Annotated in this window: 18 protein-coding genes and 1 riboswitch; of the genes, 2 read left to right on the forward strand and 16 right to left on the reverse strand. The window is 30.4% G+C overall.

The window, feature by feature from the left end; genetic code table 11:
* The first annotated feature begins 48 nt into the window (after window positions 1-48).
* On the forward strand, window positions 49-2,052 hold the full coding sequence (locus tag CLOBL_RS04555; protein WP_077857934.1) for a KUP/HAK/KT family potassium transporter: 2,004 nt from the start codon (window positions 49-51) through the stop codon (window positions 2,050-2,052).
* 126 nt (window positions 2,053-2,178) lie between these two features.
* Here CLOBL_RS04555 and CLOBL_RS04560 read toward each other — a convergent pair whose 3' ends face one another.
* From CLOBL_RS04560 to CLOBL_RS04625, 14 genes are all read right to left on the reverse strand, one after another.
* A complete protein-coding gene (locus tag CLOBL_RS04560; RefSeq protein WP_077857935.1) occupies window positions 2,179-3,459 on the reverse strand; it encodes a C40 family peptidase in 1,281 nt (426 codons plus the stop codon).
* A 226-nt stretch (window positions 3,460-3,685) separates the two neighbouring features.
* Complete coding sequence (locus tag CLOBL_RS04565) at window positions 3,686-4,384, reverse strand: manganese catalase family protein (protein ID WP_035301733.1); 699 nt, start codon at window positions 4,382-4,384, stop codon at window positions 3,686-3,688.
* A 235-nt stretch (window positions 4,385-4,619) separates the two neighbouring features.
* The gene (locus CLOBL_RS04570) at window positions 4,620-5,258 is read right to left on the reverse strand and encodes a hypothetical protein (RefSeq protein WP_077857936.1); all 639 of its coding nucleotides are present in this window, start codon (window positions 5,256-5,258) and stop codon (window positions 4,620-4,622) included.
* Between the two features lie 107 nt (window positions 5,259-5,365).
* Window positions 5,366-6,478, reverse strand: a complete 1,113-nt coding sequence (cbiG, locus tag CLOBL_RS04575; RefSeq protein WP_077857937.1) for a cobalt-precorrin 5A hydrolase — start codon at window positions 6,476-6,478, stop codon at window positions 5,366-5,368.
* Entirely contained in the window at window positions 6,471-7,235 is a 765-nt protein-coding gene (cobM, locus tag CLOBL_RS04580; RefSeq protein ID WP_077857938.1) for a precorrin-4 C(11)-methyltransferase, read from the reverse strand. Before cobM ends, cbiG begins: the two co-directional genes overlap by 8 nt.
* Window positions 7,236-7,370: 135 nt before the next feature.
* Window positions 7,371-8,036 carry a cobalt-factor II C(20)-methyltransferase gene (locus tag CLOBL_RS04585; protein WP_077857939.1) on the reverse strand — a complete coding sequence of 222 codons (666 nt, stop codon included), beginning with the start codon at window positions 8,034-8,036 and terminating at the stop codon, window positions 7,371-7,373.
* 119 nt (window positions 8,037-8,155) lie between these two features.
* Window positions 8,156-8,728: a precorrin-6Y C5,15-methyltransferase (decarboxylating) subunit CbiT gene (gene cbiT / locus CLOBL_RS04590; RefSeq protein ID WP_077857940.1), complete on the reverse strand. Its 573-nt coding sequence runs from the start codon at window positions 8,726-8,728 to the stop codon at window positions 8,156-8,158.
* A 43-nt stretch (window positions 8,729-8,771) separates the two neighbouring features.
* Window positions 8,772-9,374 carry a precorrin-6y C5,15-methyltransferase (decarboxylating) subunit CbiE gene (gene cbiE / locus CLOBL_RS04595; protein WP_077857941.1) on the reverse strand — a complete coding sequence of 201 codons (603 nt, stop codon included), beginning with the start codon at window positions 9,372-9,374 and terminating at the stop codon, window positions 8,772-8,774.
* Between the two features lie 2 nt (window positions 9,375-9,376).
* A complete protein-coding gene (cbiD, locus tag CLOBL_RS04600; RefSeq protein ID WP_077857942.1) occupies window positions 9,377-10,486 on the reverse strand; it encodes a cobalt-precorrin-5B (C(1))-methyltransferase CbiD in 1,110 nt (369 codons plus the stop codon).
* A 19-nt stretch (window positions 10,487-10,505) separates the two neighbouring features.
* Window positions 10,506-11,129, reverse strand: a complete 624-nt coding sequence (locus CLOBL_RS04605) for a precorrin-8X methylmutase (RefSeq protein ID WP_077857943.1) — start codon at window positions 11,127-11,129, stop codon at window positions 10,506-10,508.
* Between the two features lie 62 nt (window positions 11,130-11,191).
* Complete coding sequence (locus CLOBL_RS04610) at window positions 11,192-12,556, reverse strand: cobyrinate a,c-diamide synthase (protein ID WP_077857944.1); 1,365 nt, start codon at window positions 12,554-12,556, stop codon at window positions 11,192-11,194.
* Window positions 12,557-12,602: 46 nt separating this feature from the next.
* Window positions 12,603-13,079 (reverse strand): DUF3237 domain-containing protein, encoded by a 477-nt coding sequence (locus CLOBL_RS04615; protein WP_077857945.1) that lies wholly within the window; start codon window positions 13,077-13,079, stop codon window positions 12,603-12,605.
* Window positions 13,080-13,101: 22 nt separating this feature from the next.
* Window positions 13,102-13,923 (reverse strand): sirohydrochlorin cobaltochelatase, encoded by an 822-nt coding sequence (locus CLOBL_RS04620; protein WP_077857946.1) that lies wholly within the window; start codon window positions 13,921-13,923, stop codon window positions 13,102-13,104.
* A gap of 183 nt (window positions 13,924-14,106) precedes the next feature.
* A riboswitch (cobalamin riboswitch) is annotated at window positions 14,107-14,469 on the reverse strand.
* A gap of 160 nt (window positions 14,470-14,629) precedes the next feature.
* Complete coding sequence (locus CLOBL_RS04625) at window positions 14,630-14,881, reverse strand: phage holin family protein (RefSeq protein ID WP_009169470.1); 252 nt, start codon at window positions 14,879-14,881, stop codon at window positions 14,630-14,632.
* Window positions 14,882-15,358: 477 nt separating this feature from the next.
* Between CLOBL_RS04625 and CLOBL_RS04630 the strand changes: the two genes are divergently transcribed.
* Window positions 15,359-15,682: a hypothetical protein gene (locus tag CLOBL_RS04630; protein WP_077857947.1), complete on the forward strand. Its 324-nt coding sequence runs from the start codon at window positions 15,359-15,361 to the stop codon at window positions 15,680-15,682.
* A 146-nt stretch (window positions 15,683-15,828) separates the two neighbouring features.
* Here the strand turns inward: CLOBL_RS04630 and CLOBL_RS04635 are convergent, their stop codons facing one another.
* Both CLOBL_RS04635 and CLOBL_RS04640 read right to left on the reverse strand, forming a co-directional pair.
* Window positions 15,829-16,764 carry an NAD-dependent epimerase/dehydratase family protein gene (locus CLOBL_RS04635; protein ID WP_077857948.1) on the reverse strand — a complete coding sequence of 312 codons (936 nt, stop codon included), beginning with the start codon at window positions 16,762-16,764 and terminating at the stop codon, window positions 15,829-15,831.
* Between the two features lie 474 nt (window positions 16,765-17,238).
* Window positions 17,239-17,610 (reverse strand): pyridoxamine 5'-phosphate oxidase family protein, encoded by a 372-nt coding sequence (locus CLOBL_RS04640; protein WP_077857949.1) that lies wholly within the window; start codon window positions 17,608-17,610, stop codon window positions 17,239-17,241.
* Window positions 17,611-17,746 lie beyond the last annotated feature (136 nt).

Consider the following 17,746-nt stretch of genomic DNA (forward strand, 5'->3'; position numbering starts at 1 on the left):
TAAACAAAAATTCATAATACTATGTATATAGAAAAGGAAGATTTTAAAATGAGATTAAATATAAAACAAAATACTATTCAAAAACTTTCCTTAGCAGGTATTACTGTTGCACTCGGCGTAGTTTATGGCGATATTGGTACTTCACCACTATACGTAATGAAATCAGTTATTGATAGTAATGACGGCTTACCAAATATATCTGAGAACTTTATATTAGGAGTCTTATCTCTGGTTTTTTGGACAATCACTATTTTAACTTCAATAAAATATGTTTCACTTACATTAAATGCAGATAATAAAGGTGAAGGAGGAATCTTTTCTCTTTTTACCTTAGTACGAAATCAAGGAAAATGGCTTCTTATTCCAGCGATGCTTGGTGGATCAGCATTGCTTGCTGATGGTATGTTGACTCCAGCTGTAACTGTTACATCAGCAATTGAAGGATTAAATCTTATTCCAAGTTTTAACCACGTTTTTGGAAATAACCAAAATGATGTTGTCGTAATTGTAATAGCTATTATAAGTGCTTTATTTTTTATTCAACATTTTGGAACTGATTTTATTGGTAAATTGTTTGGTCCAGTTATGCTTATTTGGTTTACCTCATTAGCTATATTCGGAATAATAGGGCTTTCTCATGATTGGACATTGCTACGTGCACTTTCTCCATACTATGGAATTAAAATACTTTTAAGTCCAGAGAATAAAGCAGGCTTCTTTATTCTGGGTAGTGTATTCTTAGCAACAACAGGTGCTGAAGCTCTTTATTCAGATCTTGGACATGTTGGTAAGAAAAACATTTATGGTTCCTGGCCTTTCGTTAAAATATGCTTATTGTTAAATTATTTTGGACAAGGTGCTTGGCTTTTATGGGCTAAAAAGAACCCTGAAATTATGAGAATTGAAGACTTAAATCCATTTTTTCAAATGATTCCAAGAAGCTTTTTGATTTATGGTATAATAATTTCTACCCTTGCAGCAATTATAGCATCGCAGGCATTAATTTCAGGATCATTTACACTTGTGTCTGAAGCAATTAAATTAAATTTATTCCCTATATTACATACTATGTATCCATCAAAATCTAAAGGACAACTCTATTTACCTGCAGTTAATAAATTTTTATGGATTGTTTGTATTGGTATAGTTCTTTATTTTAAAAGCTCTGCACATATGGAAGCTGCTTATGGCTTAGCAATTACAGTAACAATGCTTATGACAACTATTCTCTTATTCAATTATTTGCTAAAAAAGAAAACTCCTTTGGTTATTGCACTGTTTGTACTTATATTCTTCGGCATACTTGAATTTTCATTCTTCTTAGCAAATATAGTTAAATTTATGCATGGTGGATTTATAACCGTTTTAATTGCTTTCGCTATTTTATCTATAATGTATATATGGATTAAAGGCTATCATATAAAAATGCGTTTAATTGAAAATGTTCCAATTAAAAATTATAAAAAAATATTAAATCAACTACGTCAAGATACTGACCGCCCTAAATATACAACAAATCTTGTATATTTAACCAGCTGCCATAAAGAAAGCCAGATTGAAAGAAAAATAATGTATTCTATCTTAGATAAGAGGCCTAAAAGAGCTGATGTTTACTGGTTCGTTAATATTGTAGTTACTGATGAACCTTATGGTGCTGAATATAAAGTAGACACATTTGGAACTTCTTATTTAGTCAAGGTCCAAATAAAACTCGGCTTCAGAGTTGAACAAAAATTAAATGTTTTTTTACGTCAAATTTCAACCGAATTAGTTGAGAGTGGAGAAATACAAATTCAGTCTAGAAATTATACTACTATGCCTGATAGAAAAGTTGGTGATTTCCGTTTTACCATAATTCAAGAGCATCTTTCTTATGAGTCAAGCTTAAATTTCTGGGATGAGCTAATACTTAAAGCCAAACTTTTTATAAAAAGATATACCGTTTCTCCAGCAAAATGGTTTGGACTCGAGACTAGCGATGTAGATATTGAAAATGTACCTTTATTTGTAGGTAAACATAATTATGTAACTTTAAAAAGAATAGAAAAATAATTTCTAGCTATAAAAAAGACTGGCCACAATCATGTGACCAGTCTTTTTTATGTTTTACTAATTTTCATTGAAATTAATTCTATTCTTAATAGTTATATAATCTACTCCATTTTTACTGTGCCTAACTTAAAGTATTCTACGCGCTGCATAAAAACTGAATACTGGACCTACTTTAACTACATCACCTGTTTGAGGCGCATGAATCATTTGTCCATTTCCAACATAGATACCAACATGGCCTGTATGTGGAAATACTAAATCTCCTGGTTGTAACTGATCCTCACTTACAGGTTGTCCAACATTTATTTGTGTATATGTTGTTCTTGTTATATCTATTCCCGCAGCATGCTCATAAACATATTGTGTGAATCCTGAACAATCAAATGTACTTGGTCCCGTTGCACCCCATACATAAGACGCACCTAGATGTTTATATGCTTCATTTAAAATTGCCTGAGCCTTTCCTGCTGATGGTGCTGCCACCGATGAACTAGACTTTTGAGCCGTTGATTTTTGGCTATTTGATTTTGCAGCAGCGGCTGCTTGTGATGCTGCTTGTGCTGCCGCCTGTGCTTCTTCACTCTTCTTCTTAGCAGCTGCTGTTTTTCCTTTTTGTATTTCATCATTGATTTCTTTAGTAACAATTGGACTCTTAATTTGACTATTTCTCATACTAGTCAATTGGTCAATTGCTGCCTGAATATCTGCTGATGAACTATTGGAATTATCTATTACATCAAATTGATACTTTACCGCATCTCTTTCTAATTGCGATAAATATTGAGAATCAAATTTATCCTTTTCTTCTTTAGCCTGAGTTGCCAATTCCTGTTCAGATTTCTTCTTTTCTGTTAATTGATTTAAATTATCCTGCACTTCATCATTAAGTTTATTTATTTGAGCTTTCTTATCGTCTAAGGATTTTACCTTTTCATTTAGTTCATTTCTCTTATTATCTATATTTTCTATGTATGACTTGTCCTTTCCAACTAGAGTTGTAATAGCTTGCACTCTTGTAAAAAGGTCACTTGTTGAATCAGAGTTAAGTACAAAATTCAAATAGTTAAATTCTAAATTACCTGAATTATACATTCCTTTAAGTCTTTGCCCTAGAGCTAAATCCAAATCATTAATATCTTTCTTACACTGTTCAATATCCTTTTTAGTGTTTTCAGTAGATATATTGATATTCTGTATTTCCGTTTTATTTTTATCAACAGTTGCCTGAAGCGTTTCCATTTGCGCATCTAAGTCATAAATTTGATTTTCAATATCCTTGATCTTATTTTCGATTTCAGCATATTTTTGTCTTGATGCATCTAACTGTTCATTGCTCGGTGCTGCAAATACTGGTACAGAACTAACCATTACAGCTGCTAACATAAGTGCTAAAATTCTACTTTTCATATTTTTTCGGTTTTTGCAAACCTTTCCCCCTTTATCTTCCCCTAATATAACATAATTATAGCACTTTTACTAAATACCAACAATCCTCATATATGCTAATCTCCTATATTTTTACACCTATATTTATAAAATTCATCCATTCTTTTCAATTTCCCTGCAAATGATAAAAGAAACATATTTAAATAAATAAGCACCTGTAAACTTACAGATGCTATTTTTAAATAAATTACTTATGTACTAATACTCTATCATTTTCCTTATTAGGAGATTCAAAGCTTGCTGGAGTTGGGCTTGGTGACTTATGTGAAGGTCCAGGTGTAGACAAATCAAAATAAAGCTTAGAATCGTTTGTAACACCAAAATCTTTATTTGAACCGGTATTTTGCACTTTATTTAACGCTTCTCTAAATAATGCATTATGTGCTTCTTCTCTATTAAGTAGAAAATCGATTGTTGCTCTTACTTCTTTATCTTGAATTTGACGGTATAAATATTCATATACAACCTTAGCTCTCTGCTCCGAAGCTATATTCGATAACAAATCTGCAACTAAATCGCCAGTAACAGTCACATAATTAGCTGTCCATGGTTCTCCTGATGAATTGATTAATACAGGTGATAATCCTGCTAATACATGAGTTTCAATTTCACCATTTTCAACTTTTCTATTATCAACTTCATGTCCATTTAACAAATTAATTGTTTGTGCTACCATTTCCATATGGCTAAGTTCTTCTGCACCAATATCTAGAAATAAGTCCTTTATTTCGGGATCCTTTACTCTGAAACTTTGAGAAATATATTGCATTGCCGCCTTAAGCTCTCCATTACCTCCACCTAATTGCTCCTGCATTAATACAGCATACTGTGGATTTATTCTTTCTACTTTTACATCTCTTAATAATTGTTTTTTATGTTCAAACATAAATAGCACCTCCCTAAATAATATAATTTCTACTTTTGTAGTATTTGATTTTTTATGATTAATATTCATATAAAATAAAAATCCTCAACAATAATAATTAACATTGTTGAGGATATATTCTTAGTAGTACATTTTTAACATTTAATTTTTTAGACTTAAATGAGATCACTAAACCAGAAATTACATACATTTTTGTGGAACAGGCATATGAAATTTCGGTAAGTTACTGTATAAGTTACTCTTGCTCTATAAAATTGCAGAAAAACGCATATTGTTTATATAATTCTTTTTTATACCATTCTGTTTTTATTATACTTAAATATGCATCTATAACTTTTTTAACTTGATTTTCTTTCGTAACCTGCAATATTAACGCAAAAATAAAAAACAATATAATCCCTAATATTGACATATACCTAACTGTTTCAGACAATTTAAATACACATAATATTATTGCACCAATAACCCCTACAAATATTGATGCATAAGTAGTATTATCTATATGCCTTTTAGTTCTCACTATATTTTCCTTTAATTTATCAACTGAATTTACATCTTTTAAAAACAAGTCAAGCTTGTCCTTATAAAATTCCATAAATCTTGATAATATTAAATTATATACTTCAACATTTTTCACTTCTTGAATTCTCATGCACATCACTAATGGATATGGATATTCAGTTATGCTGTCATACACATATTCATCTCTCTTTTCTAAACTAGGAATCTTCACATTTAATTCTTTCTTTTCATTAACCACTAATTCATAATTATCATTTATCAAGCTTATAAAATCATCTTTAATTATTTCTAGTGCCTTTTCCATTGAATTATTTCCTGTGTTCATCCTACTTAGCAAATCTAAAATGGTCATAAATTCCTTCCCCCTAAAATTATGAATATATTAACTAAATTTATATTAAGTATACTCACATTATAACACATCTTTTCTTTTTCAGTCATATTCTGACTATAAATCCATTACGTAATTACAGAGCCTTCTAATACCCCTATAGCTAAAGTCATTCCATTATGCTTTATCTTACTTATAATAACCTTAGCTCCTGCAAGTTCCACACATGGCTCACAAACCCCTGTCACTCCAAGAGTCTTAAATACAAATTCACTTTTATCGTAATTATCCTCTACAGTTTTTATCTCTTCTCTATTGAAGGTTTTAAAAGGACAGTTTAATTTTTGTGCTAATTTAACAATTCCTTCTTCATTTGCTTTTATATCTATTGAAGCTATCGCTGCAACCGCCTTTACATCTAAATTAAAGTCAATTAAACTACTACAAATAAATTTATTTAATTCGTTATACGGTGTACCTTTTTTGCAGCCAATTCCAAGTACCAAATCTCTTTTTATAAGTCTTAATACCTTAGAATAATTCACCTCTTTAGCTGGAATGTCTTGTAAATTATGAGTTATCCAGATACAATCCTCTCTTAGCTTTTCTACTTTTTCATACCCCTCATTAAACTTAACATAGTTATAATCATCTTTTACTCCAATTACCTTTTTATCAATAAGTAATGATGATATATATTTCGCTTTTTTTAAATCTTCTATTATCAAATTATTTTCTTTTGCTATTATATCTGGTGCAGTTAAACCAATATTATCACTTGCTGTAGTTATAATTGGCATAGAATTTAGAATTTTACTTACTTTAAGAGTAAGTTCATTCCCTCCACCAATATGACCGCTTAAAATATTTATCGCATGCTTCCCAGATAAATCTACTACAACAACCCCTGGGTCCTCAGCCTTCCCCTTCAAAAAAGGTGCAATTGCTCTTACTGCAATTCCTGTTGAGGATATAAAAATAATTCCTTTTGAATTACTCATAGCTTCCTTTGTAACATTACTTAACTTAAAATCCTCACCATATATATACGTGTTCTTTCTATTATCATCTGATTCATTCTTAATCTCTGACTCAAAGTTACTGCTGTGCCTTAGTAAATCATTATTTTTCTCTTTTATATAAAGTCTTGCAGTTAAGTTTTCTTGAAGCTTTAGTGCTATTTTCTTTCCACTTGGAGAAGGACAAATTATACTTATATTAAAAGCTTTTTCTTCATTCATTATCTGAAGTCTCAGCTTCCCTAAACATATGTGAAAAACTCTTATCATATAGCAAACTTTTCTCAAATTCACTATCAATAAAGTCTCCAACCAATATTTGAGCACACTTTGTAATATTATTTTCTTTAACCTTATCCGCTATATCATCTAAATGACCCATTATTATTCTTTCATCAGGCCATGTTGCTCTCTCAACTATAGCTATAGGGACATTCTTCTTATATCCATTTTTTAATTTTTCAACAACTTTGTCAATCATTGATATAGATAAGAAAATCGCCATTGATGCTCCAATAGACGCTAATTTTTCAAGATCTTCATTAGATGGGACAGGAGTTCTGCCTTCAACCCTTGTTAAAATAACAGTTTGAGATACTCCCGGCAAAGTAAATTCTCTATTTATTGCAGCAGCTGCTCCTGTAAATGAACTAACACCTGGCACAACTTCATAAGGTATGCTTACTCTATCAAGCTCAACCATCTGTTCTCTTATAGCTCCATAAATTGATGGATCTCCTGTATGTAACCTAACAACTAATTTTCCCATTTGCTCTTCCATTGTCATTATTTCCATTACATCTTCTAATGTCATATTTGCAGAATTATAAATTTGCGCATCTGGCCTGCAGTATTCTAAATGTTCCTTAGATACCAATGAACCTGCATAAACTACAACATCTGCTCTTTCTAATAAATCACGTCCTCTAACAGTTATTAAATCTACTGCCCCAGGACCTGCACCTATAAAATAAATCATTTTTCCAACTCCCCTTCTTCTTTCAGTTTACAATGCACAGTTTACAGTTATTGATGAAATTGCTCCGCAATTTCTAAAATATATTTTAAAGAATCTCCAAAAGATTTTCCCGTAAACTGTTAATTGAGCATTGTCTTAGTTTCTGTTTGCTATAATTAACGACATATAGTCTCTAAGTTTCAGTATTTCCTCCCTGTCCGTTAGAACCGTTTCACCTTCTCTTCCTACTCTGCTTGCATAAACATAATCAAAACCCTTTTCTTCTAAAATGTCCAGTACTTCTTCTTCATGCTTATATACTTTCATTATTACAACATATTTTTCATCTGTTATCTCTTTTACCTTTGCAGCCGGCATAACTACTAAGCGTTCATTTCCAACTACTAGAGTCCTGTTTACTAAACTTGCTGCTGCGCAAAAAGATGTTATCCCCGGAATTGTCTGAACTTCAAAACCACAATCTCTAACATGCTTTAACATATGACTATATGTGCTATAAACATAAGGATCTCCAATTGTTAAGAATGCGACATTTTTCCCTTCTCTAAGCCTTGCTTCTATGAATTCATAGGCTTCTAACGCTTTTATTACTCTATCTTTTTTTCCCATTGGAAAATGTTTTATAACTACTTCTGTACCTGATTTTATATATTCCTTAGCTGTCTCAAGTGCAATACTTTCTCCATCTTCTTCAGCTGAAGGTGCGACCACAACCTGACACTTTTCAAGTGCTTTAACCGCTTTCACTGTTAGAAGTTCTGCATCTCCAGGTCCTACACCTATCCCATATAATATCGCCATTAATTTAATTCCTCTCTTCCTAAGTAACCACTCTATGTCTATTTATATTTTATTAAATAATTATTAGTTACCGTTCCTTAAATTATATAAATTACAGTTATGTTTCTAAGCATTGTACTTTAATTTCTTATGCATTGAATTATATATATTGGATTATGCGCAATCATCATCAAAGTATTTTCACGATTTTTACTTATATTAACTAATGAAACTTCTAACTTATAATTTAAGTTCTTCATAATATCAATTGCTCTATATGCATTATCCAAAGTGATAAAATTCATAACTATAGTCCCACTCTTTTTTAAAATAGCATTTGCTTTAAGTAATATCTCCTCCAAATGCCCTCCATTTCCACCAATGAATATGGAATCAAATTTCAAGTCTTCGTAAATTAATGAATCTAATACTTTCTCTGCTTCACTTTTCATAATTTTGATATTATTACATTGAAACTTTTCAACGTTACTCTGCGTGACTTTATAAGCCTCTTCATCTTTTTCTATGGCAAGAACTTTACCATTCTTTGCAATTTTAGCAGCTTGAACCGTGATACTCCCAGTCCCACTCCCTACATCTAGAACTAAAGAATCGTCTCTTATGTTCAATTTTGCAATCGAAAGTATTCTTACCTCTTCTTTTGTCATTGGACATTTCCCTCTAATAAATTCTTCATCCTTTATAAAAGACATGAAGTCACCTCCTTTAATTTACACACTTAAAAACTAACTTTCTCTACCCTCTATTAACAATGAAAATACTTAATGCACTATAATCTTTATTTAAAAATTCCATTGGATTTCCTTCATTTATTCTCTCATCATCATAGGATAAATTTTCTCCAATAATAACTTTACATTTTACTTCTGCCTCAGATAAAATTTTGCATAATACAGTCGGGTTATTTTCCTTATCTGTAAGCCAAATACTTAATTTATGCTTTTTAACAATATTTAAAAACTCTTGTTTTCTTCCATGAAGACTTCCTAAATATGCCTCATTCCATGGCATATTTAATTTGCAGGTTAAATATTGAAAAGAGCTTATTCCTGGTATTACTTCAATTTCAGAATGATATTTTCCTTTTATATAATTAGTTATTCCATAAAAAGTTGGATCTCCTGATGCAACAATTGAAATACTATTATATTTTTCACTAAATATAACCTCATCAATATCACTTAATTTACTTATGTATAATTTATCATTATTAATAAATTCTAAAGAATCTATTGCTCTTTTGAACCCTATTATAATATCAGATTTTTTCATTATTTCAAGTGCCTTAGGCATAATATAATCTTTATGTCCAGGTCCAAGACCTACGATATAAACCATTTTTACACTATCCCTCCTGATTTCCAAAGAAGGACTGGATTTACTGCTCCATAATACATAATAGCTTCAACCTTCAATTGACCATAAACATATTCACTCATTTTTTGAACTATTTTATTACCGATATTTTCATAAAGCTTATCATATCCTTTTCCAAGCATCTTTACTGCCCCCTCACAGGTCTTCTCTTCTAGTACCTTTTGAACAAGGGAAATATCATATCCAAGAAGGGCAAGCTCTAGGGCAATTACTTCAAGCCTTACTCCATTTACCTTACTATGAGTATTAAAACATCCGTAGGCTATTTTGGTCATCTTTCCTATATGTCCAACCATAACAATAGATTTAACATTAGCTAAAACACAACTTTCTAATGCATAGCCTATATAATTTGAGCAGCTGACAATTTCTTCTTCTTTAAAACCAAGGCTCCTACAATAATTATCGCCTAAATTTCCAAAAGTTAATACCAGTCTTTCATTATTTAATGCTTTTTGCTTAATTTCTAAATTTATTGATGCTTTAAGGGCTTCTTCTGACATTGGGTATACTATTCCTGTTGTACCAAGAATCGAAATTCCTCCTTCAATGCCAAGTCTTGGATTAAAAGTTTTTTTAGCTACTTCTGCTCCCTCTGGTACTGAAATTGTAACTTCAACTCTCTCGCCTTCTGGCAAAACCTTCATAACTTCCTCTTTTATCATGACCCTTGGCACTGGATTAATCGCAGGTTCTCCCTTTGGTATAAATAGTCCATCTTTGGTCACAATCCCAACCCCTATTCCTCCTTTAAGAATAACCGCATCTTCTTCTTCCATCTCATAATCAATCTTTCTAACCTTTGCCTTTATATCAATTCCATGAGTATTGTCTGGATCGTCTCCACCATCTTTAACAATAGTACATTCCACATAGTCATCTTTTTTTACTATATCTTTTATAGGCATTTGTATATTGATTCCTTTTGAAGACATAATTTCAATTTCTTTAAGCATATCCGCCTTATTAAATAATATCATAGCTGCAGCCTTTGCAGCACCTGCACTGCAAGAACCTGTTGTATATCCGCATCTCAATCTCTGTCCGTTAGTTTCAACATACATTTCAAACATAGAGATCACCCCCCACTAATTATCTTTCAACTACCATATACATTAAAGCATTAATTATCGCTGCTGCAACAGTACTTCCGCCTTTTCTTCCTTTAACTCTTATGTATGGAATATTAAGTTCATCCATATTTTCTTTGCTTTCTGCAGCCCCAACAAATCCTACAGGAACTGCTATTATAAGCTTTGGATTTGCTTTTCCTTCTTTAATTAATTCCTTTAATCTGAAAAGCGCAGTTGGTGCATTACCAAAAACAAAAATGTCAACATCATCACTACATGCTTTTTCCACTGCTGCCATACTTCTAGTTATATTCTTTTCCTTAGCTTCCTTATGTACGACTTCTTCATTAACATAGCAAATTACTTCACTATTTGTTTTAGCTAAAGCCATTTTATTAATTCCGTTTAAAGCCATATTGGTATCAGTATAGATTTTAGCACCTTTTCTAAAAATATTTTTTGCAGTTTCAATTGCAGTTTCACTTATTTCTACCAAATCTTTATATTCAAAATCAGCCGTAGTATGAATAGTTCTCTTAACTATAAGTAATTCTTCATCTGTAAATGAATTAGGTCCCATTTCCTTCCCTATAATCTCAAAACTCTTTTCTTCAATGCCCATAGGATTTTTTAAATAATCCATAAAATGCCCTCCTTACATGCAAACTTTCTATAGTTGTAATAAAAATATTTTTTACTGCTTTACTACCTTAATCCAGAGATTATCTCCTTAAATAATTCTTTATTTCCCAGGAAATTTATATGAGCATATCCTGCCAACGTATTTTTCTTAAAATACCCACATTTCCATTTAATAATCTCTCCGTTATATAATGTCTTTTCTACTTCATATACGTTTTCCATATTTATGTCCACTTGTGATTTATGAAATTCATGAGCATTTACTTCAAGACTCATACTTTCATCTAATTCTCTATTAAAACATTTTTCATCTATTCTTACCTTACAATAGCCAAAGTTCTGAAGCTTATTTGTCATAGTGCTTTCTCCATCAAAAAAACCTACCATTTGTGCTCCATCTATTGATCTTGTTAAATACATAAGGCCGCCGCACTCTGCATAACATCTCAATCCATTTTCTAAAGCTTCTTTTATACTATTTCGCATAAAATAATTTTCTTCTAACTCCTTCTTAAATACTTCTGGATATCCTCCTCCTATATATAAGAAATCCAGGTCAGACGGCAAAGTTTTATCATTGATTGGACTGAAGTAAATTACATCTCCAAAGTTTTCTAATAGCTCAAAGTTATCTTTATAATAAAAGTTAAACGCTTTATCTAATGCAACTCCAATTCTTAACCTTTTAATTGTCTTATTTTCTAAATTGCTCTTACAGTTAAGTTTTCTGATTGGATTATTTAAATCTTCTCCTTTAAACTCTCCCATTTTATTTATAATAGCATCTACATCTACATACTTTTCAATTAATTCCTCACATATATTCAATTTTTCATGAAGATTGAGTATCTCCATGCTCTGAACTAATCCTAAATGCCTGCTGCTAAGAGCTATATCCGTATTTTTAGGAATATATCCAAAAACTTTAACATTGCAATTTTCTTCTATTGCATACTTTAGCAAATTATAGTATTTATCACTGACAGAATTTAATACTATCCCTACAATATTTGCATTTCTATAATTTTTAAAACCATTAATTTCAGCACATATGCTAGCACTTTGTCCTTTAGGCGATAATACTAGGATAATTGGCATATTTCCCAAAACTTTTGACACTTCATAAGTTGAAGCTTTTTCACTTGCCCCGACTCCATCGTATAATCCCATTACACCTTCAATTACACCAATCTCTCCATTTCCCTTAAAATAACTCTTTATTATTCCATCTTCGCCCATTAGAAAAGCATCAAGATTTCTTGAAGCTTTGCCTGTTACCTCTTTATGAAAAGCTGGATCTATGTAATCTGGACCAACCTTATACCCTTGAACTTCTAACTGTCTATTTTTAAGCACCTTCATAAGACCAAGAGTAAAAGTTGTTTTTCCTCCTCCACTACAATTTGATGATATTATTATTGATTTCATAATGTTTTCCTTTCTAAGCTTTTTTATTTATAAGCTTATATTAAAATTACAAAACTTTATAAAATTTCAACAAAACATTTTCTGGTAATCTAGCAGCATAGCATACAAAGATATTATCCATCATCCATTTATATTTTTCATCGTATGTTTCAAAAGTTGGTATTGTACGAAAATAATATACACTAGGATCAACAAATTTTCCTGTCTTAACAGCTTCAACGTATTCAGGTGGAACTGTACGCATTCCATTGTTTTCAATATAAATTGCTGCACCATCTTCTAATTTAATTGCATATCTCGCTGAAAGTTCACACTTTCCATCTGGTCTAATAATTTGGCTATCGATACCTCCAGGTAGAACTTCTCCATTAAATCCTTCACCTTTTACTTCACCAGATAATATTGGTATAAGCTGACGTCTTCCGACAACATCATCTTGACCTACTAAAATAGGTTTATCTACTACTATTGATATACTAAATACCTCTTCACTTTCCATTTCTTTTATATTTACATTATCCATTGTAATTAACACCCCTTTTCATTTATAATTTTTTTGTTCTTCCTGCATTTAAATATCTGCCTTCAATTGAATCATAAATCCTATTTATATATAATCCATCGAATTTATCTATTTCACCAAGGCCATGCATATGAAGTTTAACCTCAATTCCTTCCTTTTGAAGTATGCTCTTTAATGAATCATCTTCATCTGATGCCATATCATTTTTAGCATGATCCCCTGCAACAAGTAAAAGCGGAACTAGCTTAGTTTTTGTTATCCCCTTACTTTTTAACTTTTTTAATACATTCTTTACTGTTGGATAACCTTCTACAGTTGCTACAAATACATTTTCATAATCTTCATCAATTAAAACAGTTTGAAGCATTCCATAAACTGCATTAGAAGGATGCTCCGTACCATGTCCAAATAATATTACACTTTCTTCGCCCGCTAATACCTCTTTGATGCTCTCAATAAACAAAGAATAATCCTCTGGAAGTCCGTTCATTCCTTGATAGAAAAATATAGGTCGTCCAAGCCTAATAGTTTGAAAATTATCTTTTACCTTTTCAACAATACCTTTTATATAATCAAATTCTTCGCCTGGAATTATATGTAATGGTTGAACTATAACTTCTTCAAATCCCTTACTTTTAAGTTCGTATAAAGCTTCTTCTGGCGTTAATATATCTAAATTATCTCTTTCCTTTAACTTTTTTATTATAAAATGAGCCGTAAATGCTCTAAAGACTTCATATTCCTTAAACTCATTTCTAATTTTATCTTCTATTTTTTCAATAGACTTTTTAAGTGCATCCAAATGACTAGTTCCGAAACTAACCACTAAAATAGCTTTTTTCATTGCTGCATTCCTCCATAACTATTTTTATAACCAATTACGTAATTTCATAATTTATTACAAAATTTCCAAAATAAAAAAACCTCATTACCGTTTTGATAAAGAGATTCACATAACAAACTATAAGAATTTGCAATTTTTAAAGCAGCATTCTAACATTTGTCATTTCCTCTCCCTCCGAAAGGCAGACTAAAATTACTTTTAGGCAGGTCTCCTGACTTTGGCCTCATCCCAAAGCACATGTAAGAAAATAACAACTTCAAAATGCTATTGCATATTTTTATAAGACAAGGAATTACAATCACTTCATAATTAGTCTATCAGACAGCTATCAAGATTATGAATACCTGAAAATATAACACTATATTGATCTGTTGTTATAAATAAAATGTGCTAAAATCTTTTCCTTCCCAAGAATACTATAGCTTCTCAGTGGATACTCTAAGATTGGTCTTCCATTACAGTAGCGGGGGCTGTAGTAGATTTTCACCACTTTCCCTTTTAATCATACAAGTATAACTTATACAAACCTAAAACTATTTATATCATGCTATAAATTATATAAGAGTATAGTACTTTATTCAACATAAAAAAGGTTTATCACTAATTTTATTTGCAATAAACCCATTACTCAGCTGAAAATTATATTAATATACTCTACAATTAGCTAGAATAAATTTCAATTTGCCTTCTAGCTATACTAGCTTTTTCATTCAATTTTACCAGTTTGTTTGATTAATTGATTTGTATAAACTGCTGCTCCTGTTACCAGTACTCCCTGAACTATGGAATCTACACTAAAACCCATAATTCCAATTGTCCCTGCAATTCCGAGTATTAACAATATAACAGGAATATATTTATCTTTTATCTTTTCAGTATTTTTTATTATCATTCCTATTATGTATAGCGCAGGAATCAAAACTAGAGCATGCTGCGTGATATATTTGGTAAAATCCATTTATTCTCCCCCTTTAAAAAATATAATAAAAAGTGAAAGTTCAAGTAGAGCCCTAACAAAATTATTTTAAAAGCGATATTTATAAATCAATATGGCTTTTTTCACGCAATTACTTTTTAGCTGCTTAAACTTTCACATGTACAAATTAATCTAGTTTGTTTACTTAAATTTAATCAATAATTTTTTTATTTTTCTTAATTATTAGTTCATATGAACTTTTTACCATTTATTCTTTGTTTTAATATATTATATGCTTTATGTAAAGTTTTGTTTCTAGAATTTATGCATTAAATTAAAATTTATTTTCATAAATAAATTTATGTATAATTTTCTTCATGGCATTTACACTATTCTATTAGTTATACAATTTTCATGGTTTATAGCTAAAATTCAAAATACAATTTACATTCACCATTATTGCTGTATAATTTAAAATGAAAAGCTAAATATAATATAACTTAAAGAAGGAGAAAAATTATGTCTGTATATATGATTACATATTTTATAAGCGATACTCACGGACATAGCCATGATCACGATGAAAACTGTGGCTGCAACGAAGAGCATTCTCATGAACCTGTTCATGGAGATGTTAATATAGTAGGTAAAATAAAATCCTTAGGTTCCTGGGCTCAATTCCTGCCAGAAGGCTTTTTTGTAAAAACTGATTCTTCTGCTGAAGAAATATTTACAGAAGTTAGCTCAGTAGCCAATAAAGGAGATATTATTTTTGTAACAAAAGTAGATGCTAAGACTTCAGCATGTGCAAATCCTGCTGTTTTAGACTGGCTTGAAGATTAATCTTCATTAAGACAAAAAGAGAGCAAAACACTTTGTATGCTCTCTTTTTTATTGATTCAAAATCAAAAAATAACAATTCAATTTGCCAACATATTAGAATGATTATTTTATTTCATTTGCCTAATATTTATAATTTATATAACTTTCTAACATTGAACCATTTCATTTATCTTATCCATTTTAGCATCTGCTAAATTGTGCTTATTACTTGTGTACCACTTATAAGTTTTTCTTAATCCCTCTTCCAATGAGATAGTTGGATTGTATAAATCATCGTTAATCAATCTTTCTGTGTTTAACAAATAAGTTACATCTCTAAAAGGAAAGTATGTTCTAGTATTTACTTTAATTTTCTGCGTATCTATTTTCTTTATTATTGGATCTATCTTTAAAACTTTACCACACATTAATATTAATTCTTCAAAAGAAACAATATCTGAATTCGTAACATTATAAATCCTGCAGATTTTTTCATTAAACATCACACTCTCAAAAACCTTAACCAAATCTTCAATATGTATAAATTGAGTTACAGTATTATTTCCATAAGGCATTGGGATAACCTTACTTTCTTTAATTCTATCAAAAAAGTATGCTTCTCTATATAAATTATTATTTTCCCCATATATATAAGTTGGTCTAAATATAATATATGGAATTTTACTATTTACTATAAAATCCTCTGCCTCTTTCTTATCAGTACCATAATTTCCCCAATTAGGATTATTTCCTCTTTCAAAAGATTCATTAACCAAATCATTGGTTTCTGTATATACTGCTCCTGAAGAACAAAAAATATATTTTTTCAAACTGCTTCTATCAATTGAAGCTAATAAAATCTCTACATCCTCTTTTTTATATGCAGATATATCAAAAATAAATTCATATTGTCTCCCATTTAATACTTTTTGCAATTCATTTTTAGACTTTCTATCACAAATTAAATGATTTTTATATCCACCATAATCTATTGTTTTTAATCCTCTGGTTAGTATATCTACATCATCCCCCTGATCAATAAGATATTTCGCTAGGCATCTGCTTACAAATGTGGTTCCGCCCATTATCAAAATAGATTTCATTAAATCATCTCCGCAACCTTATTTTAATATAACGCATTCATATCACCAAATAGCATATACTATTTATAGGCTTTACGTCATATTGTATAGCATAATTATAACCAACCTTCCAATTTAAAGCAATATTTATAGTTATATATTATTTATTAAGTAAAAAAAATAATATCCATTAAAACCAGCTGTTTCCAGTTAAATTTCAATGGATATCCCACAAAATATTAAAAAGGAGTCGTAATTTTATATGACTTTTTGGTCATACAAGAGGAGCGATGAGTATATTAATGTCAATATACACCTCTTTTAAATTACTAACTATATAATAGTTTAACAGATTTTCGCTGAAAAACAAGTGTGTTTTTTAAATATTTAGAAAATTATGATTTGTCCATTAAATACCCATGCAATATTTTCATCAGACTACAAAATATAGTCATTTTGTAGTCTTAAGGAAAATTTCGCTTTAATTCTAAATAATTAAATTGTTTGTTTTGCAGATACGACTGTTATTTCTAAAACTCTGCTTAAAAATGGGAATTTATCTTTCATCATTTCAAAGTCTGATCCAGACTCAACAAATTTTGCTGTTCCTTCAATCAAGAATCCTGTCCCCATATATTTGTAACCCATCACTTCTTTACTACCTAAGGTAACTTTAACTTTGTTATTTCCTTCTACATTTTTTTGTGTTCTTCTCATTCCTGCTGCTGGTATTAATAATCTACCATCTTCAGTTGCATTAAGATATGAATTCCAAGTATTAACTACATGAGCCTCTTCCTTGTTCCAAGATACAATTGCTACTACCCCTTCATGTGAAATAACTTCAAGTAATTTTTCGTTTATCATTTATATTCCTCCTCGTATAATTCTACAAATTTATTTGTTTATCATTATAAAAAGTCCATTTCTAATAGTATTGACTTTCTACTAAGGTAATTATACAATCAAACTGTCTTTATAAAAAGTGCCAGTTTATATTATT

Origin of the sequence: Clostridium sp. BL-8 (genome assembly GCF_002006495.1) — a bacterium.
Lineage (GTDB): Bacteria > Bacillota > Clostridia > Clostridiales > Clostridiaceae > Clostridium.